Consider the following 25,733-nt stretch of genomic DNA (forward strand, 5'->3'; position numbering starts at 1 on the left):
ATAAATATGGATGAAAATTTAATGATGATATGGCAGAAGTGCCTCCAGTTCATGCGGGATAATTTGAACGCAGCTGAAGACAATTCTGATCTTAAGAAGCTTGAAAAATCCTTCGATATGCTATTCGATAAGGTACAGCCACTTTCTTTGGTTGACAATAACCTTACACTAATAGTGCCGAGCGATTTTTACAAGGAATATATTGAGGATAATTACCTGTCCCTGCTTTCTGCTGCCCTGAAGAAAAATCTTGGAAAAGGAGTGAAATTATGGTACTCAGTAATGGAAAACAGGCCTACCGGAGAGGAAAAGCCAGTGACAATGAATATGAAGGGGAAGAGCGTTCCTACACCAAAAATGCAGGAAACAATGCCGCAGGGATTCTCTGCAAATATCGTAAACCCTTTTGTAGTTCCGGGAATAAGAAAAGTCAATATAGATTCGAACCTTAAATCGGACTATTCTTTTGATAATTATATAGAAGGAGAAAGTAATAAATTTGCTGCTACGGTAGCGAGATCAATCGCTAAAAGACCAGGAGCAACCGCTTTTAACCCATTATTTCTTCACGGAGGATACGGCGTTGGAAAGACCCACTTGGGACAGGCTGTAGGTCTTGAAGTAAAAAGTCAGTTTCCGGATAAAGTAGTTCTTTATCTTTCTTCCGAAAAATTCATCCAGCAGTTCATTTCTGCTGCGAAAGCTCACAAACAGACGGAGTTTGCGAACTTTTACCAGATGGTAGATGTTTTGATCATTGATGATATTCAGTTCCTGTCAGGTAAATCTGCTACACAGGACAGTTTCTTCCATATCTTTGATCATCTTCATCAGAACGGAAAACAGATCATTCTTACCTCAGATAAGGCACCTGCAGATATCATGGATATTCAGGAAAGAATTGTTTCCCGTTTCAAATGGGGACTTTCTGCTGAGATCAAATCTCCGGATCTTTCTACAAGAAGACAGATCATCGTAGATAAACTAAGCAGAGACGGAATCGTTCTTCCGGGTGATATGCTTGACTTCCTTGCAGCTGAAGCTAAAACCAATGTAAGAGAGCTTATCGGGGTGATCAACTCTGTAATTGCTTATTCTACGGTTTATAAAACAGACTTAAGTCTTGAATTACTGAAAGATACCATCAGTAAGATTGCAGCTAACCAGAAGAAAGTTATCAATATTCCTTACATTCAGGAAGTGGTATGCGATTATTTTGGAATCAAAAAAGAACAGCTTCTTTCTAAAACCAGAAAAAGAGAAATTGCCCTCCCAAGACAATTGGCGATGTATTTCTCAAAAGAGCTAACGAATGCTACCTTTACAAAGATCGGTGAGGAAATGGGCGGAAAAGACCATTCAACGGTAATGTACGCTTGTGATACCATTAAAGATGTATCAAAAATTGATAAAGAAGTAAAGAAGTATGTAAAAGATCTTGCGGAAAGAATCAAAAAATAGAAATCATTTAATCTGAATAAATTGAAATGGAGAATAGTTTTATTCTTCATTTTTTATTTAGTTTTGTTGCTGAGTGTTATGATTTCACACCTTTAATTGTCTTATGTATAAATCATTTAATCTTTCAATTAAAAATAAGATATGAAAATATTGATGGTCTGTCTCGGGAATATTTGCAGAAGTCCTGTAGCGGAAGGAATTATGAAGACGAAGCTCCCAGAAAATTTTTTTGTAGATTCGGCAGGAACAATTTCTATGCATAAAGGGAAGCACCCGGATAAAAGAGCTATAAAGACTGCTGCGAACCATCATATTGATATTTCAAATCAGAAATCAAGACCGATTACCAAAGCTGATTTTGAGAACTTTGACAAAATCTATTGCATGGATATAGATGTGTACGAAGATGTGATCTCAAAAGCGAGAAATGAAGAACAGCGCCAGAAAGTGTCATTATTTTTGGACGCTTCGGGTGATCATAAAAATGCCGAAGTTCCGGATCCTTACTGGGGAAATATGGATGATTTTGAAGAGGTTTTCCAGTTGCTGGACAGAGGTTGTGATGTCATTAAGAACCAAATCCTATCATAATATGAAAACATTAATTCTCCTGCTTTTTTTAAGCTTTAACTTTTCTTTTGCCCAAACTCAGGACGAAACTGCGATCCGTAAACTCATGGATGATTTTATGCAGTGCATCAAAACCAGAGATGAAGCGAAATTTGCGTCCTTATTTCAAGAGCCTGTACTTTGGACAGGGATTTATAAGGACAGAACTCAGGCCAAGCGTTTGGAAAAAAATCCGAAAGCTGAGTACTACTTTACAGATGATTATAAAGCCTTTATCAGAAGCTTTAAAGATGATAAATCTGAAGAAAAATTTGATAATATAAAAATCATTGAAGACGGAGCTATTGCCTCTGCTAATTTTGATTACAGCTTCTGGTATGATGGGAAAATGGAGAATTGGGGAAAAGAAATCTGGACCTTGATGAAAATCCACGGAACATGGAAAATTACCTCAGTTACTTTTTCTATGGATCTTACGGAATATTTCCCTCAACCTTCACCCAAAGAAAGAACTAAAAAACAATAAAATGCTTTTTTTACTCCCAGCCTATTTATCTGAAAATACTTCTATTGCTCATTTCTCGCCCGTTCTGAAAGACTATATCATGCAGACGGATTACTTTTTTGTAGAAAATGAAAAAACAGCCAGAAAGGTTGTTAAATTCTTTGCTCCGGAAAAGAAACAGTCCGACTTAAAGTTGTTTTTATTGGACAAATACACCGAAAATGCTGATATCAAAGAAGCTCAGAGTCTGATGCTGCAAGGACAGGATTTTGGATTGCTTTCCGAAGCAGGTCTCCCATGTATCGCGGATCCCGGAAACCTGATCGTGAAATGGTGTCACGAAAAAAATATCAGAGTGATCCCTGTTTCAGGCCCTTCGTCAATTATTCTTGCCTTGATTTCCAGTGGATTTAATGGGCAGGAATTTACATTCCATGGTTACCTTCCGATCGATAAAAGTGAAAAGAAAAAGCAGATCCAGCGCCTTGAAAGCTTGGTGCAGCAGACCGGATATTCCCAAATCTTTATGGAAACTCCGTACCGGAATAATCCGCTTTTTGAAGACCTGACCAAATTTTTATCCCCCAATACAAAGCTTTGTATCGCAGCGAATATCAACGATCCTGAGCATGAATTTATTCAGACAAAAACCATCAACGACTGGAAAAAAGCAAAGCCGGAACTTCACAAAATTCCTGCAGTATTTGTGCTGGGGAAATAAATAGAGGACTGGAAATGCAAAACTATCCTTTTTGATTCTTTCGGGTTTACATTTCTTAATTTCATCTCTTAACACTGATTGATGCTCTAAAAAGAGTCGGCGATCGGTGGTTTTGCTATGTCTGAATTTGAAGATTATTCTTAATTAAATCATTATTTAGTTTGATTTATTGGCGTAAATACATTATGTTGATGAATATTAATTATAATTATGTTTATTTTATTTAATTTTTAATTATATGTGTAGATTTTAATATGTTTTATTAAATTTGAGTATTGCTTTAACGAATTCCGTTTACCACGCTTCAATAGCTAATGTCAGGAGTCCTTCGGGTTTTATAACTTGTGAAATTCTCGGGCAAATTCTTTAGGATGTTCACTGACATTATTCAATCGCACACAAGTTTGTATTGAGATAGAAATAATGGTTTTCTCCAGTATTTCTTTATGAGTCTGATATGAGATAGGGTTGGATCTGTCCTTCAGATTAGCTGACAAACATCAAACACCTTAAATAATTAAATATGATTAAACTTAGAATTTTTTTTTCTGCAGTACTCGTTTTGTGTACTCTGGCATTTTCCACAACACCTCTGTCAGCCCACGGATATGTTGTGAGTCCGGCTTCGAGGGGCTATCAGGGAAGTCTGGATAAGGTTACGCTCGGTTATAACACGGCATTGGGGTTATATGGTACCGTTATCAATGAACCGGGATCTCTGGAAGCCAAAAAAGGATTTCCGGCACTCGGCCCGGCAGATGGAAGGATCGCTTCAGCCAATGGAAGTATAGGTGGGAACACTATTCTGGATCTTCAAACTGCGGACCGATGGAAGAAGACCAACATAACAGCTGGTGTGAATACATTCATCTGGAAATATCTGGCTTACCACGCCACATCAAAATGGCATTATTACATGACAAAACCAGGTTGGAACCCTAATCAACCGCTCGCTCGCCAGGATCTTGAGCTTATCGGGGAGGTTGTGCATAATGGTTCCCCACCACAGGACAACACCCCTCACCATATTACAATTCCAGGTAATCGCCAGGGGTATCATATCATTTTAGCTGTTTGGGATGTGGCAGATACTGCCAATGCATTTTATAACGTGATTGATGTGAATGTACAGTCAACAGTAACTCCCACAACACCAGCTACACCTACAGGATTAACCAAGGTAGGTGTGACAAGTTCTTCTGCTAAAATCAGCTGGACTCCACAGGGAAATGTTGCATCTTACACCGTTTTCCGTAATGGACAGGCGGTACAGAATGTAAGTGTTCCTGAATTTGAAGATCAGGGATTATCCGCCAATACGATTTACACCTACGAAGTACAGGCGATAGGTTCTACGGGACTAACCTCACCGAAAAGTACACCTCTTATTGTAAAAACAAATAATGCAGGTGTCCCCGAACAACCTCTAGCACCGTCGAATCTCCATTCGATGGGAGCCACCGAAAACTCTGTTTCACTGATGTGGACTGCTTCAAGCCATACACAAGGGATTAAAAATTATCAGGTATTTGAAAATGGTATTAAAGTCGGTGAAACAGTACAGACAAACTTCGCACGTCCAGGTTTAGCTCAGGACACAGAATACCGCTACACAGTAAAAGCTGTTGCACAGAACGATCAAATATCCGATGCCAGTAATGAATTAAAAATCAGGACTAAGAAAGTAGAAGGAGGAAATGGTCAGACATATTGCGGATCACAACAGTATAATGCTGCCAATGCCTATCCGACAGCTCAGACAACAGTGTTCTATGCCTGCAAAATATGGAAGAACAAATGGTATGCTAATCCCAATGAACTTCCCGGAATCAGTATGGTTTGGGAGGAGATAAGCGCATGTACTGAAGGCCCGGATTGCCAGTCAGGCGGTCCCGTTACGTATTGCGGAGCACAGCAATATAACCTGGCAAAAGCTTATACAATTGCCGGTACAAAAGTATTCTATGCCTGTAAAATTTGGGAAAACAAATGGTATGCTAACCCGGGAGATACACCGGGAAGCAATGCGGTGTGGAAATTGGTAAGCAACTGTAATGAAAGTCCGGATTGTACGGGGGCAGTACGCAATGCTCAGGAAGATGATCTTTCCGTAATTGTATCTGATAACCAACTCTATTTTGTGCCGGAAAGCAACTATGCTAAAATCCTTGAAGTGAATGTGTTCAATGCCCACGGACTTCAGGTGCTTTCCTACAGGGATCCTGCAAAGAATAGTATTGCTGTGAATTCTCTTCAACCTGGAATCTATTTTGTGAAAATTCTATATAAAGACGGGGGAAGTGCAGTTAAAACGATCAAAAAGTAGTCCTGAACACAAACAAGAATAAAATATAATCAACAGAAGCCGTCTTCATGTAAGGCGGCTTTCTTGTATTAATATCTTTCAAAGGAACCCATCTGTAAATGATTTTTTCAGCTCCTTTTAATATTTAACAGCCCTTAACATCCCCTTTGCATCATTCTTGATCTACATAGCGTATAACACCAAAAAAATAAATTATGTCAGACAAGAAATTAGCAGGACTTTGGATCGATACAGAAAAAGCAGTGGTTGTAAAAAATCATGATGCGCAGAATGCTTTCAAATTTTTCCTGTGCAGCCCTGTAAAAGCAGAAATACAGCATGGAAACTCAAGTGAAAATGCCGCCAATAATGCAGAGCGAACCAACAGGGTAAAATTCTTTAAAGAAATCGAACACCTTCTGACGAATTCCCAGGAAGTGTATATTACAGGCCCGGGAACGATTCAGGAAGAGCTGAAAAAATATCTACATGATACCGCTCAGTTTAAAAACCTGACGATAACACTGGATACAGCACAAAAGATGTCGGACGAGCAGGTTCTAGAAACCGTTAAAGAGTATTTCAATGCTTAATTAAATTATAGATAATGCAGTAGAAATCCGGCTATCATTGATAGCCGGATTTTTATTATTGATACATGTAGATCTGCTGTTATTTTCTTCTTCCAGCTCTCCATTTTCTCCATAGATAAACAAGTATTGGAATGAGTAATAAGAATGGCCAGAATGAAATGATTCCCAGCAGGAAACTCATAAAACTGTTCCATCCTTCCGTCACAGAATCTGCCAGACGGCTTCCAAAACCAATCTTTGAGGTGGTGGAACTTCTCACTTTCTCTTTATATAAACTTAGATTCAGCGTACTGTAATTCACCCGGTCATCAATGAAGCGGAGTCTGGCTTCTGCTACGTCCATTTCATCTTCCAGTTCGCGGATGATTTCCTGAATTTCAATCATATCTTTTGTGGTAGAAGCGCTTCTGAGCATATCTCGGTACTTTTCCAGATAGATCTTTTTGTTCGCTAATTTAATGGAAACATCAGTATATTCCTCAGTAACGTCATCAGAGGAAATATTTTTAGATAAAACAGAACCGACTCCTTCCGAAAAGGAATTGATCAGTGCATCGAAATTTTTATGCGGTACACGGATGACGAGATCCAGATTGTCATCTATATCTGTGTTTTGGAATTGTTCCGTTTGAATATAAGCATTATTTTTTTTCAGAATATCTCCCACCTGATTCTGAGCTTTTTTAATATCTCCCACCTGGATTCTCATGTTGCCGTTTTTAACGATCTTTTTAGCGATAGTGTCGATCTTTTTAGGAGCTAAAGGAGGTTGAGCAGGTTTATTTTCGTCTGGTAGCAGTTTTTCAGAAATAGTACTCGGAGGAGCAACCATTTCATATTCAGCAACAGCCACTGCTTTATCAGCTGATACTGCCGGAGAGGAATTGACAGCTTCCAGTTCGGATTTTTTACACCCGCTTATCAGAAGAAGTATACATAAAGGTAAAAATAATTTTCTCATGAATATTGTTTGCTAAATCTTATCAAAAATTATGCTTAAATCTCTATTTTATTTAAAATTAATAATTTTTTGTTAAAATTATTGAGATTCATTTATTTTTAAAAGCAATTTGAAATCTAAATTATTTTCTATTTTTAATGAATGAAAAAAAGTCTTTTAGCATTCGTGTTTTCTCCATTTTTGATGTATGCTCAGGAAGTTCCGAAACTGAGCGATGAAATGGCTCTAAAATTATTAGAAAAACCACTTCACTGCATCAATCAGGAATATCCAAACAAAACGGCACATATCATTAATAATGCGGGCGAGGTTACTTTAACTCCAAAAGATCTTCATCCGAGCTTCTATGGCTGTTTCGACTGGCACAGTTCCGTTCATGGACATTGGATGCTGGTAAGATTGCTGAAGACAAAGCCTAATCTGCCTAATGTAAAAGACATCGAAAATATTCTTGACAGTTCATTAAAGAAAGAAAATCTGGTGGCCGAAGCCGATTATTTCACAAAATATCAGCTGACCACTACTTTTGAAAGAACTTATGGCTGGGCATGGCTGTTAAAGCTTGACGAAGAACTGACCACATGGAATCACCCCAAAGCCAAGATCTGGCATGAAAATCTGAAACCTTTAACAGATAAGATCTTACAATCATGGAAAACCTATCTTCCTAAACAAACCTATCCGAACAGAACCGGAGTTCACCCGAATACTGCTTTTGGTCTTGCTTTCGCAATCGATTGGGCTAAAGCAAATAATGATCAGGAATTCGAGAATCAGCTTAAAGAAAAAGCAAAATATTTTTACGGAAAAGACCAGAAAACACCAGCTTATCTTGAACCGGACGGATCAGACTTCTTCTCTCCAAGCCTTGAAATTGCAGACCTGATGAGAAGAGTGCTGCCACAGAAAGAATTTGTCCTGTGGCTGAACAGTTTTTACGAGAAGAGAAGCTTGGAAAATATTGAAAAAATCCCTGTGGTAAGTGACCTGAGTGATTATCAGACCGTTCATCTTGTCGGGCTTTCTTTTTCGAAAGCGTGGTGTATGAAAGGGATCTCAAAAGCACTTCCGGAGGGACACCCATTGAAAAAAAGCTTTAAGAAAACGGCGGATGTATTTTTAGCGAACGGACTTCCTCTGTTGTTTCAGGGAAATTACGGCGGAGACCACTGGCTAGCGAGTTTTGCGGTTTATTCACTGGAAGATTAAAAGGTTGTAAGCACAGAATATATTGGCTACATTTGTCTTATGTCAGCCTTAGAAAAATTTGGTGTTGAAATTTTTACCCAACATAATATTTTCGAAAGAATTTCTGCGGATAAACCTTTCCGTCCGGACAATCCTGCTTTTATTTTTATTAAATCAGGTACGATAAAGCTCCGCCAGCATTTCAGCGATCTGGAGCTTTCTGCCAATATGTTTATGGTAACCGACCCTCAGACGATTTATGAAATGGTTTCCGTAAGCGGGGATTTTCAATCCAGAATGGTTTCTTATAAAAGAGACTTTATTTCTGCTTTGTCCTTGAAATTCAACAGACTGATTACCTACCGGTATTTTCGGCAGCAGATGAATAGAGGAGTTCCTTTTCCTGAAAATGAAATGGAAGTAGTGTGGAAAAGCGTCAATTTCCTGAAATATATTCTGGATTCTGAGACCGAAATGCTGTATAAAAAGGAAATGGTGGAACATCTTTTCTCTGTTTTCTGTTACCAGATGGCAGGGATTATTTCTAAAGAAGATAATTATTCGATGAACCAGATGTCCAGACAGGAAGAGATTGTCTTTGTTTTTCTGACAGACCTAGCAGAGCATCATCTGACCGAGAGAACCGTTGAATTTTATGCCGAGCGGCAGTCGATTACAACCAGACATCTTTCATCAGTCGTAAAATCTATCACTGGAAAGTCCGCCAGTCAGATCATCGCCCTGATCGTGATGAATGAAGCAAAAGTGCTTTTAAACTCCTCCAGTAAACCGGTTTCAGAGATTTCTTCAATCCTTGGTTTCAGTGATCAATATGCATTTTCCCACTTTTTCAAAAAGCATCTAGAAGTAAGCCCCAGACAGTATAGGCATCAGTTTGAAAGTTAGAATCTTACATTTGAACATCTTTTTCCAGAATTCAAACATTTGATTGACTTTGTTGTTGCCGTAACTTTGCCTTTGTAAAACAAGGTAAAATGACAAATAACATAAAAACAGCACTATCACTCGTGGTAGCTCTATTCCCTGCGCTGTTTTTTTCTCAACAGATCAAACAGATGACCGCGGGTGAAGTCGCCGATATGGCCGTGAAAAACCACCAGCAGTTAAAAGTGGCTGCTCAGAACATTGACATTGCAAAACAAAATACAAATGTTGCAAAACTTCAGAAGCTTCCCAACATTACGGCTACTACAAGTCAGTTCTATTTAGGCGATGCTCTAGCCATCGATAAAGATTTTTCGAACTCAACAAATATTTCCATGCCTCATTATGGGAGCTCATATGCTGTACAGGCAACCCAGCTGATTTTTAAAGGAGGTTTGGTGAATAAATCCATTGAAATGGCCGGTCTCCGTGAGCAGCTTTCTGAACTGGATTTAGAAAAAAATAAGCTTGATGTCAAATTTCTCGTGGTCTCCAATTATCTGGATGTCTATAAAATAGTCAATCAGGAAACCGTTTTTCAGAATAATAAAAAACTGGCTCAGGAACGTCTGAAAAATATCCAGAAATTCTATCAGCAGGGAATGGTGACCCGTAACGAAGTTATCCGTGGTGAGCTGGCCATCAAAAATCTGGATCAGGGAATTTTGACTCTAACGAATAATAAAAAAATCCTTAATTATAATTTAAATATAGCCTTAGGACTGCCTTCTGAAACAGAAATCGTTCCCGTTGAAAGTTTAACGGATAAAGAATCGGGTATCGGGATGGATTACTATATGGATCTTGCCCATGACAGCAATCCTCAGCTAAAATCGGCAAAAAAGAATATAGATGTAGCTGATAAAAACATCGAAATCATTAAAACAGATCAGATGCCAACATTGTCAGGATTTGGAGGCTATACACTCCAACGGCCTATTACAACAAAAAGCCCTGTTGTCGATATGTATTCCGGAGGTTGGCAGACCGGTGTTTCACTAAGCTATAATATTGATAATCTATACAAGACAAAAGAAAAAGTAAAGCTTGGTGAGCTTCAGAAAAATCAGGCTGGCGATGCGGTAACACTCGTTCAGCAGAATGTAGACATGGCAGTGAATGCAGCCTATGTAAAATACCAGGAATCTATCCAGCAGGCAGATATTTTGAATGATTCAAAAAGATTGGCAGAAGAAAACTACAAGATCACAGAAGCTAAATATCTGAACCAACTGGCTGTACAGGCTGAAATGATCGATGCGCAAAATCAGAAACTTCAGTCAGAACTGGATTATGCCAATGCCGAGATCAATGTACTGTATCAATATTATAACCTCCTGAAGTCTACAGGAACACTTTAATTTTAAAACTGAAAATCAAGATAATGGAAAACAAGGAACAAACTACTCAAAATACTCAGGCCGCTCCGGTACAGTCGGGAGCAGCGGCTAAAAAGAAACAGAATAAAAAAAATAAAATCAGAGCCATCATTTCTAATACGGTTGTATTTCTGGTCATAGGATTTGGCCTTTTCTGGCTGGTCCGAGAATATTTTCACATTGGAGACAAAACCTACACGGAAGCGGCTCAGGTAGAGGAATTCATTAATCCTATCAATACAAGGGTTTCAGCATATATCAAAGACATAAAATTCATCGAGCACCAGAAGGTTAAAAAAGGAGATACCTTGGTTATTCTGGATAAAAATGAATTGTTAACGCAGTTGGGTCAGGCGGAAGCCGCTTATCAGAATGCAATGGCACAGAGATCGGCAACAAGTTCATCCGTCAATACGGTTTCCAATAACGTAAGTGTCATGGAGTCCAATATTGCAGGTGCCAAAGCAAGACTATGGAATGCTGAGCAGAATTTAAACCGATATAAAAACCTTCTGGCCGCAGAAGCAGTGACCAGACAGCAATATGATCAGATAAAAACGGAGTATGATGCCCAGAAAGCAGCATATGAAACATTAGTGAATCAGAAGCAATCTGCCAACCTTTCTACCACTGAGGTGAAAAGCAAACTGGGAATCAATGATGCAGAAATTAAGAGAACAAAATCAGCCTTGGATATGGCAAAAATCAACCTTTCTTATACTGTGATCACCGCGCCATATGATGGAATCATGGGACGAAGAACGATCTCTGAAGGGCAATTGATCCAGCCAGGGCAGCAGGTGGCAACAATCGTTCTGAACAGTCAGAAATGGGTGACGGCTAATTTTCTGGAAAGACAGATGCCGAATATTAAGATCGGTGAAAAGATGACGATGACTGCTGATGCCTTAGGAGGAAAGAAGTTTGAAGGTGTGGTAACTGCTATTTCTGCTGCGACAGGTTCAAGGTATTCCAGTGTTCCTACCGATAATTCTACAGGTAACTTTATCAAAGTACAGCAGAGAATTCCTGTAAGAATCGAATTCACATCTTCCAATAAAAAAGAAGATCTGGAGAAACTGAGTGCAGGGATGAATATGAATGTGAATATTAACTAAGAAAAAAAGACCTCAGATATCAGATTTCAGACATGATGTGCTGAAAGAAGAATGGAAGACGCAATCATAAAGTCTGTTATCTGGCATCTGAAATCTAGTATCTAACAACAATATGTACAATAAAGGACTATATAACGACTGGGTACCCAAACCCGTACAGCTGTTGCTCATTGTACTGCTATTGGCAGTGGTGATGCCGCTTGGCGGGGTCTATACCGGAAACATCAGCTATTTGGTGAGCGGTACCGGGGCGATGACAGAATATTTTATGTGGGCCAACTATGCCACCACAATAGGAATGGGTGCCTGTATGCCGATCGTTCTCAGACTGAAGATGCGATTCAAGGTGAGAGACAAAATGATGGTACTTCTTGTGCTGTTAGGCTTGTTGAGCTATATCAACGGAACTACGATGCAACCCATGGTTTTCGTATTTACGGCACTCTTTATCGGGTTTTTAAAAATGATGGTGACCATCGAGCTGTTTCTTCCGTTAATGATGATGATCGGAAACAGGGGAATGTTTTATGGACTGTTTTACACCTTTGTATTGGTGATGAACCAGGTGGCATCTTATTATGCGGTAGTAGTTTCTATTAATTACAACTGGCAGCATTTTTATCTGATTGCAGCGGTTTTATGTTTCATTCTCGCTCTCATCCACTGGATCTTTATGCATGATAAATACTTTGCTTTAAAAGTTCCGTTGCATTATATCGACTGGATGAGCATCATGTTTTTCGTTTCGACGTTTATGTTTTCTGCGTATGTTTTTTCTTTCGGGAAACAGCAGGACTGGTGGAATTCAAAACATATTATGAATGCGAGTATAGTTGCTTTTGTAAGCTTTGCGTTGTTGGTGGTTCGTCAGTTCACCTTAAAAAGACCGTATTTATCATTCAAGATATTTACAAAGAATAATGTACAGCATGGTCTGTTTATGCTGTTGTGGCTGGGAATGTTCTTGGGGACAACTTCACTTCAGAATACCTTTGCGGTAGGGGTTCTTGGATATGATCAGCTTACGAACGCAGGATTAAGCATGCTCATGATCCCTGGAATCATCCTGGCAGGAGTGATTGCTGTATTCTGGTTTAAAAAAGAAATACCATTGAAAATGTACATCTTCTCGGGGTTTTCGGCGATGATGGGATATGTATTGATTATGTACTTTTCGATGGTTTTAGAATTCAATTACGAGAACTGGTACCTTCCTATGCTTCTAAAAGGATACGGAATGTGCTCACTGTTTATTTCAGTATGGTTCTATACCCTGGACAAACTTGAAATGGATGATATGCTGGCTGCAATCGGGCTAGTTTTGGTATGGAGAACGTTTCTGGCTGTAGGATTCTTTTCAGCATTGTATTCATGGTTTCAGTATCGTTTTCAGATTACAGCAGTAGGAGATCTTGCAGTGTATATCGACGGTATGACCGTGAGTCCTCAGACATTAGCTGCGAATATGAAAACAATTCAACTGAATGCCATCCTTGTTTCCGGCAAAAAGATCTTCGGATATATTATTTTGACAGGTTTTGGAGTATTGCTGTATGTAATGACGCATCATTTCGGAAGAGAAGGATTCCAGTATTTGAGGTTCATCAGGGTTCTTGGCGGTAAATCTGTGATTGCCAGAAGAAGACTTCGTGAAAGAAAAAAATTAGTAGAAGAAATAAAAGACGCAGCCGGACCTGCGGTTTAAAGATACCTTGTTTTTCACGAGTAAAGCTCTGCTATATATTTTTAGTGGGGCTTTACTTTTTTTTAACTAATTATTTTTATTTAGACAAAATAAAATTAAATTTGTGTGGATAAAAATTAAAATATATGACAAGAATTCAAACCGGACGAATTGTTGCAGAGCTAGTGAGAAAAGAGTATATCACTGATCACTACATCAGAGTCTATTTATATTCTCTTGAGACTCATTTGTTTAAAAATACTAGTATAGGTGATAATAATAAGATTGCAGTACCTCCTTCTGGCTTGGATGAGGTCCATTTTCCAACGTTGGACGAAAACCGACAATGGGTATATCCTCCCAAAGAAGTGGCTCCTGCTATCCGAACCTATACCCACAGAGGAATTGATCTTGAGAAGAATGAACTGATTATTGATTTTGTTGACCATGGTGATGGCGGTCCGGCATCAAAATGGGCAAGAGAGTCTGAAGCAGGTTCGAAATTAGGGATCATGATGCGTACTGAAGTTAAAGAAATGTATCCCGAAGTTGAATGGTACCTTTTTGTTGGTGATGCTACAGCAATTCCTGTTCTGAGTGCCATGCTGGAAACCCTGCCGGAAACAGCAAAAGGAGTCTGCATCATTGAAGTTCACGGAAAACAGGATGAACAGATTCTTCATACTAAGGCTGATATTGAATTTAAATGGCTTCATAACGCAACTCCGCATATCAGCAGTGAAATGGCGGATACAGTAAAAAATATCAATATTCCGGCAACCACTAAATTCGGATATGTTGCGGCCGAGTTTTCAAGCGTTAAAGAAATCCGTACCTATCTCAGAAAAGAAAAAAACTGGACTTCACGGGAACTCAATGCATATTCTTACTGGAAAGCAGGTGTAGCGGAAAATGAATCGGAAAAAGATAGGCATAAGGAGAAGGATTCGATGGGGTAGATGAAAGATGGTAGATTTTAGGGATTAGGGATTAGGGATTAGGGATTTTCGCAGTTTAAAACTATGGTCTTTGATTTGGATTTTAAACAGGATAGATGTCAATGGTGAATTTTGCTTCGCAAGTCAATGGTGAATATTTGGGACTCTTTTTTTATCACTGATCATTTATCATTCATCATTCATCACTCAACATTAAGAAAACTCCTATCTTTGCAACTTTTAAAGACAGCAATGAAAGATTTAATGGGTAAAGCGATCTGGGATTATTTTCACAACGAAAATCCTGAAGATCTGCAGACAGAAACTTCAATCTCAGAACTGGATGAGCTTCCGGTAGAATATCTTTTCAGGGATTTTGAAGATATGAATGATATTGAGCAAAAAGCACTTGAGCTTGCTCAGGGGAAAGTACTGGACATCGGTGCCGGTGCCGGTTCCCATGCTTTGTATCTTCAGAATGAACGAAATCTTGATGTCCTGGCTCTTGATATTTCACCAAAATCTACTGAAGTCTGCAAGCTGAGAGGAATCAAGAAAGCAGTATGTAACAATATGCTGGATTTTTCCGGAGAAACTTTTGATACCATTCTGCTTCTGATGAACGGGACAGGGATTTTTCAAAGCCTTGAAAAAATTGATAGCTACCTTCAGAAACTGCATGCTTTAGTAAGTGACAAAGGCAGTATTCTTATTGATAGTACAGATATTTTATATATGTTCGACCGTGATGAAGATGGAGGAGTTTATATTCCGGCAGGAGGCTATTATGGCGAACTGGATTACATTGTTCATTATAAAGGAGAATCTGAAGACCCGATTAAATGGCTCTATCTTGATTTTACAACGTTAAAAAATGCGGCAGAAAATAATGGCTTTACCATAGAAAAAGTGATGCAGGACGAGGATTCTTATCTGGCAAAACTGACTAAGAAATAAGCATTCCCTTGTCATTGCGAGCATAGTAAAGCAATCTCTTACTACTATTAATAACTAAATTCTTTCTTAATGGTTTTTTTTAACGGTTAAGGTTAGCATTAAGTTTTAAGGTCATTCAGGTCAACCTTTTTTAAGAAGTTTATTCGATATCATAAAAATAAAAAAGACACATGAAAAATCATGTGTCTTTTGTTTTATCTGGAATATGGTGATTATCCTATTTCAATACCGTTTTCTACATTGCTGTCATCCGGTGTTACGAAAGATAGTTTTCCGTCTGGTTTTGTCGTTAATAAGAACATTCCCTGAGATTCAATTCCTCTGATTTTTCTTGGGGCAAGATTTAGTAAGATCATCACCTGCTTTCCAATAAGTTCTTCCGGTGTGAAGCTTTCTGCAACACCTGAAACCACAGTTCTGATATCAACGCCTGTATCTACTTTAAACTTTAATAATTTATCAGCTTTTTCCACTTTTTCAGCTTCTAAAATGGTCGCAGTTCTAAGGTCTATTTTAGTAAAATCATCAAAAGAAATTTCTTCTTTCATAGGGTTGGCGTTAGGGTTTGTTTTTTTATTGTTTTGTTTCGTCTGTTCCAGCTTTTCAATCTGAGCCTCGATGACGCTGTCTTCAATTTTATTGAATAATAATGGTGCATTTTCTATTTCATGACCAACTTCAATATGGATTTCAGTATTTTGTATTTCGCTCCAATTCTTCTTCTCAATATTAAAATATCCGAATAATTTTTCAGCAGAGAATGGCATAAAAGGTTCACATAACTGAGCGACAACGGCTGCAATTTGTGCTCCCACAAATAATGCCTGACCAGCTTTATTACGATCCTCTTTTATTGTTTTCCAAGGTTCTGCATTTTGTAGATATAGATTTCCATAATCTACTAATGCCATAAACGCATTCAATGCATTTCTGAACTCATACTTTTCCAAATAGTTGTTAACGTCTTCAACCGCAGTTTTTATAGCGTTTTTACTTTCGTCGTCTAAAGTACCATTGGGAACTTTTCCTTCGAAGTTGTTGGTCGTGAAAGAAATAACTCTATTAATGAAATTTCCAAATTTGTTTACTAATTCAGAATTATTTTTAGTCTGGAAATCTTTCCATGTAAAATTATTATCCTTTGTTTCAGGAGCTGATGAAAGAAGTGCATATCTTAAAACATCCTGCTGTCCAGGGAATTCTTCTACATATTCATGTGCCCATACCGCCCAGTTTCTCGACGTTGAGATCTTGTCGTTCTCAAGGTTTAAGAATTCAAAGGCAGGAACATTTGTCGGCATGATATAATCACCGTGAGCCTTCATCATCGCAGGGAAAATAATACAGTGGAATACAATATTATCCTTTCCGATAAAATGAACAAGGTCACTGCTTTCGCTCTGCCAGTAATCTTTCCAGTCTTTTCCGTTTTTTTCTGCCCATTCCTGGGTAAAAGAGATATAACCGATTGGAGCATCAAACCAAACATAAAGAACTTTCCCTTCTGCATTCGGAAGCGGAACAGGAACTCCCCAGTTCAGGTCTCTGGTCATGGCACGCGGTTTTAGACCGTCGTTTAACCAGGATTTTACCTGTCCGTATACATTTGGTTTCCAGTCGTCTTTATGACCCTCAATGATCCATTCATTTAAGAAATTTTCATATTCATTTAAAGGAAGGTACCAGTTTTTGGTATCTTTAAGGATAGGAACATTTCCGCTCAACATAGATTTAGGATTGATCAGCTCTGAAGGCGACAGGGTAGAACCGCATTTTTCGCACTGGTCTCCGTAAGCATTTTCATTGCCACAGTTCGGGCAGGTTCCTACAATATATCGGTCTGCCAGGAATTCTCCCGCCTGTTCATCAAAATATTGCTCTGAAACTTCTTCCGTAAATTTCCCTTTTTCGTAAAGAACTTTGAAAAAATCCTGGCTTGTTTCGTAATGCTTTTTAGAAGTTGTTCTGGAATATTCATCAAATGAAATTCCCAGATCTGAAAAAGATTTTTTGATGATTTCGTGATATTTATCTACGATATCCTGAGGCGTTACCCCTTCTTTTTTTGCTCTGATGGTAATAGGAATTCCGTGTTCATCTGACCCGCAGATAAACGCTACCTCTTTTCCTGATCTTCTTTGAAATCTTGCGTAGACATCCGCAGGAATATATACACCTGCCAAATGTCCTATATGAACCGGTCCGTTTGCATAAGGCAAAGCTGCCGTAATCATCTTTCTGTTTGACATTTTATAGTAAAGTTTTAACTGCAAAGATAAGGATTATCTCACGAAACCGCCTAATATTCGATTGTAATAAGTTTTTAGCCTTTGTAAACTCTGAAATATTATATTTAGTTAAACAAATGTTTAACTTTTTGTTAATAGCATCAATATGTTATGCGATACATATGTTAATGTAATGTTATGGAAAACAGATGTTTGGTTTTTAAGTAGACAAGCAATTTACATAAATTTATCTAAATTTTCAATAATATTATGCTAATTCTATTTTTTTTATAAATTGCAAGGCTGATCTTACAGCTTTACTTATTAAAAACGAAACTAAAAAAACGATATTGTGAAAAATTTTACAACGGTATTAAAAATTGCGCCTGCTTTTTTATTGGCTAGTTCAATAATACATGCACAGACACAAGACACTCTTACCAAGGAGAAAAAGATTGAGGAGGTTGTATTAATCGGATATGGAAAACAGAAAAAATCTGACCTTACGGGTTCCATTACTTCCGTTAGTGCAAAAGATTTCAACGGAGGTGCTACTTCCGCCGGACAGCTGATTCAGGGTAAAACACCTGGGGTACAGATCACCAATAATAGTGGTGCTCCGGGATCAGGAACAAAGATCAGGATCAGGGGAACATCTTCTTTAAGTGGAGAAAACTCTCCATTGATCGTAATTGATGGTGTGCCACAGGATTTTGTAGGAATGAACGGTGTTTCTGATCCTTTATCCTTAATCAATCCCAATGATATTGAAACATTTGACATTCTGAAAGATGCATCGGCTACTGCTATTTATGGTAATAGAGCTTCCAACGGTGTTATTTTGATCACAACCAAAAAGGGAACTTCAGGGAAATTTAAACTTAATTTTTCTACGGTAGCTTCCGTATCTACTAAAATGGGAAATGTAGATGTACTGACTGCACAGGAATTTAGAGACTTTGTCAATACCTATGCACCTGCAGGTTACAAAACCAAACTTGGAAATGCAGATACCAACTGGCAGGACAAGATTTACCAGGCAGCTTGGGGTACAGATAATAATGTGGCGCTATCAGGAGGTATAAAGGGATTGCCTTACCGTTTATCATTAGGTTATAATGAGCAGAATGGTATTGTGAGATCAAATTCTTTCCGAAGAACTTCAGTAGGCTTAAACTTAAATCCTAAGTTCTTAGATAATCATTTATCAGTAAATGTCAATGCAAAAGGAACTTTTACGGATAACCGATTTGTAGACGGCGGAGTGATCAAGGCAGCTACTTATTTTGATCCTACGCAGCCTGTATATTCGGGAAATACTAAATATGGAGGTTATTATGAGTGGCTGGATTCAGGAGCTACAACCGGATTTAACGCAAATGCCAATTCAAACCCGCTGGGAATGATTGATGGTATAAGGGATGTATCATCGATAACCAGAGGATTGGGAAATATTCAGTTAGATTATAAGTTACATTTTCTTCCGGACTTACATTTCAATGTAAATGCTGGGTATGATTATACAAAAAGTGAAGGGCACAAATTTAAAGATGCCAATTACAGGCCTGGTTATGGTGATAAGGGAAGTTCGAATTTCTACTCAATGGAAAAGAAAAACAAGCTCTTGGAAACCTATTTTAACTATGTTAAAAATATAGCTCCTATCAATACAGGGGTAGATATTACAGCCGGATACGCATATCAGGATTTCCATACCATCATTCCGGGAGCTGTTACGTATAAAGGAACAGGAATCAATGCACAGGATCTGAATTTTGAAACCCAGAATACTCTAGTATCTTTTTATGGAAGAGCTATTTTTACAGTAGCTAATAAGTATATTATTTCTGGATCCGTTCGTAAAGACGGTTCTTCAAGATTCTTTAACGGAACAAAAGATAATGTATGGGGTGTATTTCCGGGAGTTTCTTTAGCCTGGAAGCTTAATGAGGAAAATTTCATCAAAAATATTTCAGCAATCAGTACTTTGAAACTTAGAGCAGGGTGGGGAAAAACCGGACAGCAGGAACTACCGGCTTTGAACGGGAACAAGCCTAATAATTATCCTGCATTTGCAGCATACAACCCAAGTTACCCAGGAGCTAATTACCAGTTTGGAAACGAATATTATTTTATGTTCAGACCGGCTAATTACAATCCAAATCTTACATGGGAGACTACCATTACAAAAAACATAGGATTGGATTTTGGTTTTGCATCCAATAGAATCACGGGATCTATCGACCTTTTCAGAAAGGATACCAAAGATCTTTTAGTCTATGCTGATGAACCGGCCGGAGGTTTAAGTAATGCTAGCTGGCAAAATGTGGGAGATATGAAGAATGAAGGTATCGAAGGAAGCATTACCGTAATTCCTGTTAAAAATGAAAAGACTACTTGGGAATTAAGTTTTAATGCCACACATTACAGCCCAATAGTAACTAAATTAAAAGACAGAGCGGATGAGTCATTCAATATGGAAGTTGGTGGTATTGAGGGAGGTGCTGGAAACAGAATTCAGGCACATGCTGTGGGATATGCTCCAAATTCATTCTGGGTGTACCAACAGGTATATGACACTAATGGGAATCCTGTAGATGGAGCATTTGTTGACAGAAATGGAGATGGTGCAATCAGTACAAAAGATATGTACTATTACAAGTCCACTACTCCGGATGCTATTTTAGGTTTTTCAACTAAAGTATCTCATAAAAATTGGGATTTTGCGCTTAGTGCCAGAGCAGTATTAGGAAACTATGTGTATAACAACATGGCATCCAATAGCTCTTTACAGTCTGCATCAACGAACGAATACCTTCAGAATGTATTTTCTACTGCACCGGAATATAAATTCTCATTACCTCAGTATAAATCAGATATTTATGTAGAGAATGCGTCATTCTTAAGATTGGATAATATCAACGTTGGCTATAATTTTGGAGAAATTTTCTCTAAAGGAAGCAACCTGAAAGTGTATGGTATGGCTCAGAACGTTTTCGTGATCAGCAAATATACAGGGGTAGATCCTGAAGTTTTTGGCGGAATAGATAATGGATACTATCAAATGCCTAGAATATATTCTTTAGGCTTTAATTTTCAATTTTAAATAATAATTACGATGAAACTAAATACAATCAAACTTAAAAATATAGTACTGCCTCTTTCGGCTGCTTTTCTGCTGACCGCTGCGTCATGTGTTAATGATCTGGAAAGAGAACCAATTACGGATGTTACTGCAAAGACTATCTATAAGGATTTTTCTAACTACAAAAATATTCTGGCAAAACTCTATGGAGGCCTTGCCATGGGAGGGCAGATAAGCGGTGATGGTGACCAGCCTGACAGTGATATCAATGGGATCAATGGAGGTTTTTCTCAGTATACAAGACTGATGTATAACCTGAATGTTTTAACTACAGACGAAGCTGTAATCGGCTGGAATGATGGAAATCTTCACACCCTTCATAAAATGACCTGGGATGCTTCCAACGAATTTATTGCAGCCATGTACTACAGAGTGTATACGGAAATTGCTTTCTGTAATGAGTTCCTGCGGAATGTAACAGATGAAAAATTGGCGGAAAATAATATTACCGGTGAAAATCTTGCTCAGGCTAAACTGATGAGAACGGAAGCCCGTTTCCTAAGAGCACAGTCCTATTATCATGCCATAGATATGTTCGGGAATGTTCCTTTTGTGGACGAAACCTATGTGCCGGGATCTTTAACCCCACCGCAGAGAATAGAAAGAAAAGCATTGTTTAATTTTATTGAATCTGAATTGCTTGCAGTAGCTAGTGAACTAAAAGATCCTAAAACCAGTGAGTACGGAAGAGCTGATAAAGCTGCAGCCTGGTCATTGTTGGCGAAGTTATATTTGAATGCAGAAGTGTACACGGGAACACAGAGAAATACAGACTGTATCACCTATTGTAACAAAGTGATTGCAGCGGGCTATTCTTTAAAGCCTAAGTATGATGAGTTATTCCTTGCGGATAACAATATCAATAACCCTGAGCAGATCCTAAGTGTAAATTTTGACGGAATCAATACCCAGACCAACGGCGGAACGACTTATTTGGTTCATGCAGCAATAGGTGGAGATATGAAGGCTTCCGAGTTCGGCGTTAATGGAGGATGGGGTGGTTTGAGAACCACAAAAGCATTCGTAGGCTTATTTCCTGCCGATGGAGCTGATAAAAGAGGAAGATTTTTTACCTCAGGACAGAATCTGGAAATTAATAACCTGGGTGTTTTTACCGATGGATATGCATTTATCAAGTATAAAAATATTAAAAGCAACGGAGCTGCTGGTGCTCATGATAACTGGGTAGAAGCGGATATTCCTTTATATCGTTTGGCAGATATCTACCTGATGTATGCGGAAGCTGTTCTCAGAGGTGGTAGCGGTGGCAGCCAGGCGACTGCAGTCACTTATATTAACAAGTTGAGAGAACGTGCTTACGGAAATACAAGTGGAAATGTAACATCAATAAACCTGAACTTTATTCTGGATGAAAGAGCAAGAGAACTGTCTTGGGAAACAACCAGAAGATCAGATCTTATCCGTTTCAACAGATATACTACAGGGGATTACCTATGGCCTTGGAAAGGAAATGTAAAAGAAGGAAAAGCAGTAGAAAGCTACAGAAATCTTTTCCCTATTCCGAACAGAGATATTATTGCGAATCCTAATCTAATCCAGAATCCTGGGTATTAATTTAAAAAAACAAAAAATGAAAAATTTTTTTAAAATATGTATGGTCCTGGCGATAGGGTTTCTCATCATCTCTTGTGAGAAAGATGAAGATCAGGCCGTTCTTAATGAAACAGCTGCATCTAAAATGACTGTTGATAAAAATACAGTGGTCCTTAACAAAGATACAGAATCTGAAACCGCACTTAATTTCACATGGACGAAATCTGCATTCAACATTCCTGTTGTTTCATCGCAGCTGATAGAATTTGGAATTAAAGGAACCGAGTTTAAAAACAGCGTTACTTTTTCATTAGATAATAAAACGGTAACCGGAACTTTAACCCATGCAGGCTTAAACGCTCTCATGTTGAATTTAGGGGCAAAAACGGGTCAGGTTAATCAGATTGAGTCCAGATTACAAACATCTGTAGGAGCAGCAGTTTTCTATTCAAATGTTCTTGATCTTAATATTACACCTTATCAAAAAGGGCCAGTGTATGCTTTTACAGATCTGTATCTGATTGGTAATGCTACTGCAGGCGGATGGACAAATGATGCGACCAATGCCAAACTTTATCCTCTACAGAAAACAGTAACAGCAGGCTCTTATACCTACACAGGCTTCTTTACTACAGGTGCTTTTAAGCTGATTAAAACTCCGGGAACCTGGGATACCCAGTATGGAATGGGAGGCTCTGCAGGAATATTGGTTGCAGGTGGCGGATCGGGCGATATTCCCGTAGCGGCTGCAGGATATTATAAATTGACAGTCAATACGGTAGCACTAACCTATACATTGGTTCCAGTTACGCCGCCGGCCGTTACCTATACCTCAATTTCTATGATAGGAACAGCTTCTGGAACATGGAATACCGATCTTGATATGGAACAGTCTACCTTTGATACCCACGTATGGGTGAAGAAAAATGTAATGCTGAATGCCGGAGAATTTAAGTTCAGAGCTAATCATGCTTGGGCAACAAGCTGGGGGGTGGCTCAGGAATTTTTCGGAACAGCCGTTATAGGTGGTGCTAATATTCCTTTGGGTACGACATATTATTATGATGTTTATTTTAATGATGGAACAGGTGAATTTTCAGTAGTTCCAGTTAACTAAAATATCTGAAAAGTATACATTTAATAGTAAATTACAACGAATTTATACAGTAAAGTGTTGCTTTACCGCAACACTTTCTTTATTTTTAAGTTTATAAATAGTCAATATGAAGAAAATTACAGTTGGAGCGATGTTGCTCTCAATGATGTTCGTGGGTGTGAAAGCACAGTCTTTGAAATCGCCGGATGGGAAGTTTGAAATGAACTTTCAGTTGAAACAGGGAGTACCTTATTACAATCTGAAATATAATGGTGCTGTGGTGGTAGAAGATTCTAAGTTAGGATTAAGATTATTTAAAGACTCAGCCATCAAATTTGCCTCTGAAATCGCCAAAGCAGAAGATGCTAAATTTGATCTGAACAACGGATTCACGAAAACAGATGAAAAACGTGATTCCAAAAACGAAACCTGGCAACCGGTTCTGGGTGAAAAGAAAAACTATACCAATCATTACAACGAACTGGCGGTTACGCTTGATCAGTCTTCTACAAGCAGAAGCATTGTGGTAAAGTTCAGATTGTTTAATGACGGTCTCGGATTCAGATATGAATTTCCACAACAGAAAAATCTGAACTATTTTGTGATCAGAGAAGAAGATTCCGAAATCGATTTCCCAACCGATATGAAAGCATGGTGGATGGTTGCAGACTATGATTCCCAGGAATATCAGTACCAGGAAACAAAAATCTCTGAAATACCAGCAAAATGGGATAAGGCATTCGATGCTAATGCTTCACAAGCGTTGGTGAAAAATGCAGTTCAATCTCCATTAATGCTTAAAAAAGAAGGCAAAGATCCTTTATACGTCAATGTAGCAGAAGCTGCCGTTTTAGATTATCCTGCTTCTCATCTAGAAGTGGATGCTCAGAATTTTAAATTCAAAACACACCTTACTGCAGACAGACAAGGGGCAAAAGGATATATCCAAACGCCTTCAGTAACGCCGTGGAGAACCATTATTGTTTCTCCGAAAGCAGAAGAAGTGATGGAGTCCAAAATGATTTTTAATCTTAATGAGCCTACAAAATATACAGACACGTCCTATATTCACCCTACAAAATATATGGGCGTATGGTGGGAAATGATCATCGGAAAATCCCAGTGGGCTTACTCTACCGCAGAAAATGTTCATCTGGATAAAACAGATTTCTCAAAATTGACACCAAACGGAAAACACGCTGCAAACAATACAAAAGTTAAAGAATACATCGATTTTGCTGCTGAAAACGGTTTCCAGGGATTACTCATCGAAGGCTGGAATGCAGGTTGGGAAGACTGGTTCGGTCACTCAAAAGAATTTGTTTTCGATTTCATTACTCCGTATCCGGATTTTGACATCAAAATGCTGAATGATTATGCCCATTCAAAAGGGATTAAATTAATCATGCACCACGAAACTTCAGGTTCTGCAACGAATTACGAAAGATGGTCAGACAAAGCCTTTCAATTGATGAATAAATACGGTTATGACGCTGTGAAAACAGGGTATGTAGGTGATATTATTCCAAGAGGAGAACACCATTATTCTCAATGGACGATTAATCATTATTACAGAATTGCCGAAAAAGCAAATCAGTATAAAATCATGGTCAATTCCCATGAATCAGTTCGCCCTACAGGAGAAAGCCGTACCTATCCAAACTATATTTCTGCAGAAGCAGCCAGAGGAACCGAATATGAAGCTTTCGGAGGGAATAAGCCGGATCACCAGACCGTTCTTCCTTTCACAAGATGGATGGGAGGATCTATGGATTACACGCCAGGGATTTTCCAGACCAAGCTAGACTATTATTTCCCTGGAGATAAACGTTTTGTAAAAACTACGTTAGCAAAACAGTTAGCATTATATGTGACCATGTATATGCCTCTTCAAATGGCCGCAGACCTTCCTGAAAACTACAAAAAGCATATGGATGCATTCCAGTTCATCAAAGACGTTGCAGCAGACTGGGATGATACTAAAATTTTGTCCGCTGAGCCAGGAGATTATGTGATCACGGCCAGAAAAGCAAAAGGGACTGAAAACTGGTTTGTAGGCGGTATTACCGATGAAAATAAACGTGAATACACCGTAGATTTCTCTTTCCTCGACAAAGGAAAAAAATATGATATAACCGTATATGAAGATGGAAAAGATGCTGATTACATCGACAATCCTCAAAGTTATAACATCTACAAAAAACAGATCACCAGCAAATCTAAATTGAATTTCAAAATGGCAAGAAGTGGCGGTTTCGCGATTTCTGTTAAGCCTGTGAACTAAATTTAAATTGATAAGTTTATTATGCCCCGGTTCATTATATATTCGGAAAATGGGCCGGGGCATTAACTTTTTGCACTAAAAACGATGGATGAAACATATAA

General features: G+C 38.4%; 19 protein-coding genes. 17 read left to right on the forward strand and 2 right to left on the reverse strand.

The features are described from left to right. Positions 1 to 6 precede the first annotated feature (6 nt). The 6 genes from dnaA to HHL23_RS14185 all read left to right on the forward strand — a co-directional run bounded on the left by dnaA (position 7) and on the right by HHL23_RS14185 (position 6,155). On the forward strand, positions 7 to 1,461 hold the full coding sequence (dnaA, locus tag HHL23_RS14160) for a chromosomal replication initiator protein DnaA (protein ID WP_169235441.1): 1,455 nt from the start codon (positions 7 to 9) through the stop codon (positions 1,459 to 1,461). Positions 1,462 to 1,602: 141 nt separating this feature from the next. Then, positions 1,603 to 2,052, forward strand: coding sequence for a low molecular weight protein-tyrosine-phosphatase (locus HHL23_RS14165; protein ID WP_169235442.1), 450 nt, complete (start codon positions 1,603 to 1,605; stop codon positions 2,050 to 2,052). A 1-nt stretch (position 2,053) separates the two neighbouring features. Further along, the gene (locus tag HHL23_RS14170) at positions 2,054 to 2,557 is read left to right on the forward strand and encodes a Cif family virulence factor (RefSeq protein WP_169235443.1); all 504 of its coding nucleotides are present in this window, start codon (positions 2,054 to 2,056) and stop codon (positions 2,555 to 2,557) included. 1 nt (position 2,558) lies between these two features. Further along, the gene (locus tag HHL23_RS14175) at positions 2,559 to 3,257 is read left to right on the forward strand and encodes an SAM-dependent methyltransferase (RefSeq protein ID WP_169235444.1); all 699 of its coding nucleotides are present in this window, start codon (positions 2,559 to 2,561) and stop codon (positions 3,255 to 3,257) included. A 523-nt stretch (positions 3,258 to 3,780) separates the two neighbouring features. Continuing rightward, complete coding sequence (locus HHL23_RS14180) at positions 3,781 to 5,583, forward strand: lytic polysaccharide monooxygenase (protein WP_169235445.1); 1,803 nt, start codon at positions 3,781 to 3,783, stop codon at positions 5,581 to 5,583. Positions 5,584 to 5,777: 194 nt separating this feature from the next. Continuing rightward, positions 5,778 to 6,155 (forward strand): hypothetical protein, encoded by a 378-nt coding sequence (locus HHL23_RS14185; RefSeq protein ID WP_169235446.1) that lies wholly within the window; start codon positions 5,778 to 5,780, stop codon positions 6,153 to 6,155. Between the two features lie 79 nt (positions 6,156 to 6,234). Here the strand turns inward: HHL23_RS14185 and HHL23_RS14190 are convergent, their stop codons facing one another. Next, entirely contained in the window at positions 6,235 to 7,116 is an 882-nt protein-coding gene (locus tag HHL23_RS14190; protein ID WP_169235447.1) for a DUF4349 domain-containing protein, read from the reverse strand. A 141-nt stretch (positions 7,117 to 7,257) separates the two neighbouring features. Here HHL23_RS14190 and HHL23_RS14195 point away from each other — a divergent pair, with 141 nt between their 5' ends. The 7 genes from HHL23_RS14195 to HHL23_RS14225 all read left to right on the forward strand — a co-directional run bounded on the left by HHL23_RS14195 (position 7,258) and on the right by HHL23_RS14225 (position 15,325). Continuing rightward, on the forward strand, positions 7,258 to 8,325 hold the full coding sequence (locus tag HHL23_RS14195) for a DUF2891 domain-containing protein (protein WP_169235448.1): 1,068 nt from the start codon (positions 7,258 to 7,260) through the stop codon (positions 8,323 to 8,325). A gap of 39 nt (positions 8,326 to 8,364) precedes the next feature. Beyond that, on the forward strand, positions 8,365 to 9,210 hold the full coding sequence (locus HHL23_RS14200; RefSeq protein WP_169235449.1) for a helix-turn-helix domain-containing protein: 846 nt from the start codon (positions 8,365 to 8,367) through the stop codon (positions 9,208 to 9,210). Positions 9,211 to 9,299: 89 nt separating this feature from the next. Then, complete coding sequence (locus tag HHL23_RS14205; RefSeq protein ID WP_169235450.1) at positions 9,300 to 10,610, forward strand: TolC family protein; 1,311 nt, start codon at positions 9,300 to 9,302, stop codon at positions 10,608 to 10,610. A gap of 23 nt (positions 10,611 to 10,633) precedes the next feature. Then, positions 10,634 to 11,746, forward strand: a complete 1,113-nt coding sequence (locus tag HHL23_RS14210) for an HlyD family secretion protein (RefSeq protein ID WP_169235451.1) — start codon at positions 10,634 to 10,636, stop codon at positions 11,744 to 11,746. A 112-nt stretch (positions 11,747 to 11,858) separates the two neighbouring features. Then, positions 11,859 to 13,451 carry an MFS transporter gene (locus HHL23_RS14215; RefSeq protein ID WP_169235452.1) on the forward strand — a complete coding sequence of 531 codons (1,593 nt, stop codon included), beginning with the start codon at positions 11,859 to 11,861 and terminating at the stop codon, positions 13,449 to 13,451. 125 nt (positions 13,452 to 13,576) lie between these two features. After that, complete coding sequence (locus HHL23_RS14220) at positions 13,577 to 14,389, forward strand: siderophore-interacting protein (RefSeq protein ID WP_169235453.1); 813 nt, start codon at positions 13,577 to 13,579, stop codon at positions 14,387 to 14,389. A gap of 231 nt (positions 14,390 to 14,620) precedes the next feature. Further along, positions 14,621 to 15,325, forward strand: coding sequence for a class I SAM-dependent methyltransferase (locus tag HHL23_RS14225; protein ID WP_169235454.1), 705 nt, complete (start codon positions 14,621 to 14,623; stop codon positions 15,323 to 15,325). A 212-nt stretch (positions 15,326 to 15,537) separates the two neighbouring features. Here the strand turns inward: HHL23_RS14225 and metG are convergent, their stop codons facing one another. Beyond that, the gene (metG, locus tag HHL23_RS14230) at positions 15,538 to 17,574 is read right to left on the reverse strand and encodes a methionine--tRNA ligase (protein ID WP_169235455.1); all 2,037 of its coding nucleotides are present in this window, start codon (positions 17,572 to 17,574) and stop codon (positions 15,538 to 15,540) included. Between the two features lie 331 nt (positions 17,575 to 17,905). On the opposite strand from metG, the gene HHL23_RS14235 reads away from it, so the two are divergent. The 4 genes from HHL23_RS14235 (at position 17,906) to HHL23_RS14250 (ending at position 25,632) form a co-directional block, all read left to right on the forward strand. Beyond that, the gene (locus HHL23_RS14235) at positions 17,906 to 20,659 is read left to right on the forward strand and encodes a SusC/RagA family TonB-linked outer membrane protein (protein WP_169235456.1); all 2,754 of its coding nucleotides are present in this window, start codon (positions 17,906 to 17,908) and stop codon (positions 20,657 to 20,659) included. A gap of 12 nt (positions 20,660 to 20,671) precedes the next feature. Further along, positions 20,672 to 22,273: a RagB/SusD family nutrient uptake outer membrane protein gene (locus HHL23_RS14240; RefSeq protein ID WP_185194876.1), complete on the forward strand. Its 1,602-nt coding sequence runs from the start codon at positions 20,672 to 20,674 to the stop codon at positions 22,271 to 22,273. Positions 22,274 to 22,289: 16 nt separating this feature from the next. Next, a complete protein-coding gene (locus HHL23_RS14245; RefSeq protein ID WP_169235457.1) occupies positions 22,290 to 23,369 on the forward strand; it encodes a SusE domain-containing protein in 1,080 nt (359 codons plus the stop codon). A 106-nt stretch (positions 23,370 to 23,475) separates the two neighbouring features. Next, positions 23,476 to 25,632 carry a glycoside hydrolase family 97 protein gene (locus tag HHL23_RS14250; protein ID WP_169235458.1) on the forward strand — a complete coding sequence of 719 codons (2,157 nt, stop codon included), beginning with the start codon at positions 23,476 to 23,478 and terminating at the stop codon, positions 25,630 to 25,632. Positions 25,633 to 25,733 lie beyond the last annotated feature (101 nt).

The organism is Chryseobacterium antibioticum (assembly GCF_012927325.1).
GTDB classification, from domain to species: domain Bacteria; phylum Bacteroidota; class Bacteroidia; order Flavobacteriales; family Weeksellaceae; genus Chryseobacterium; species Chryseobacterium antibioticum.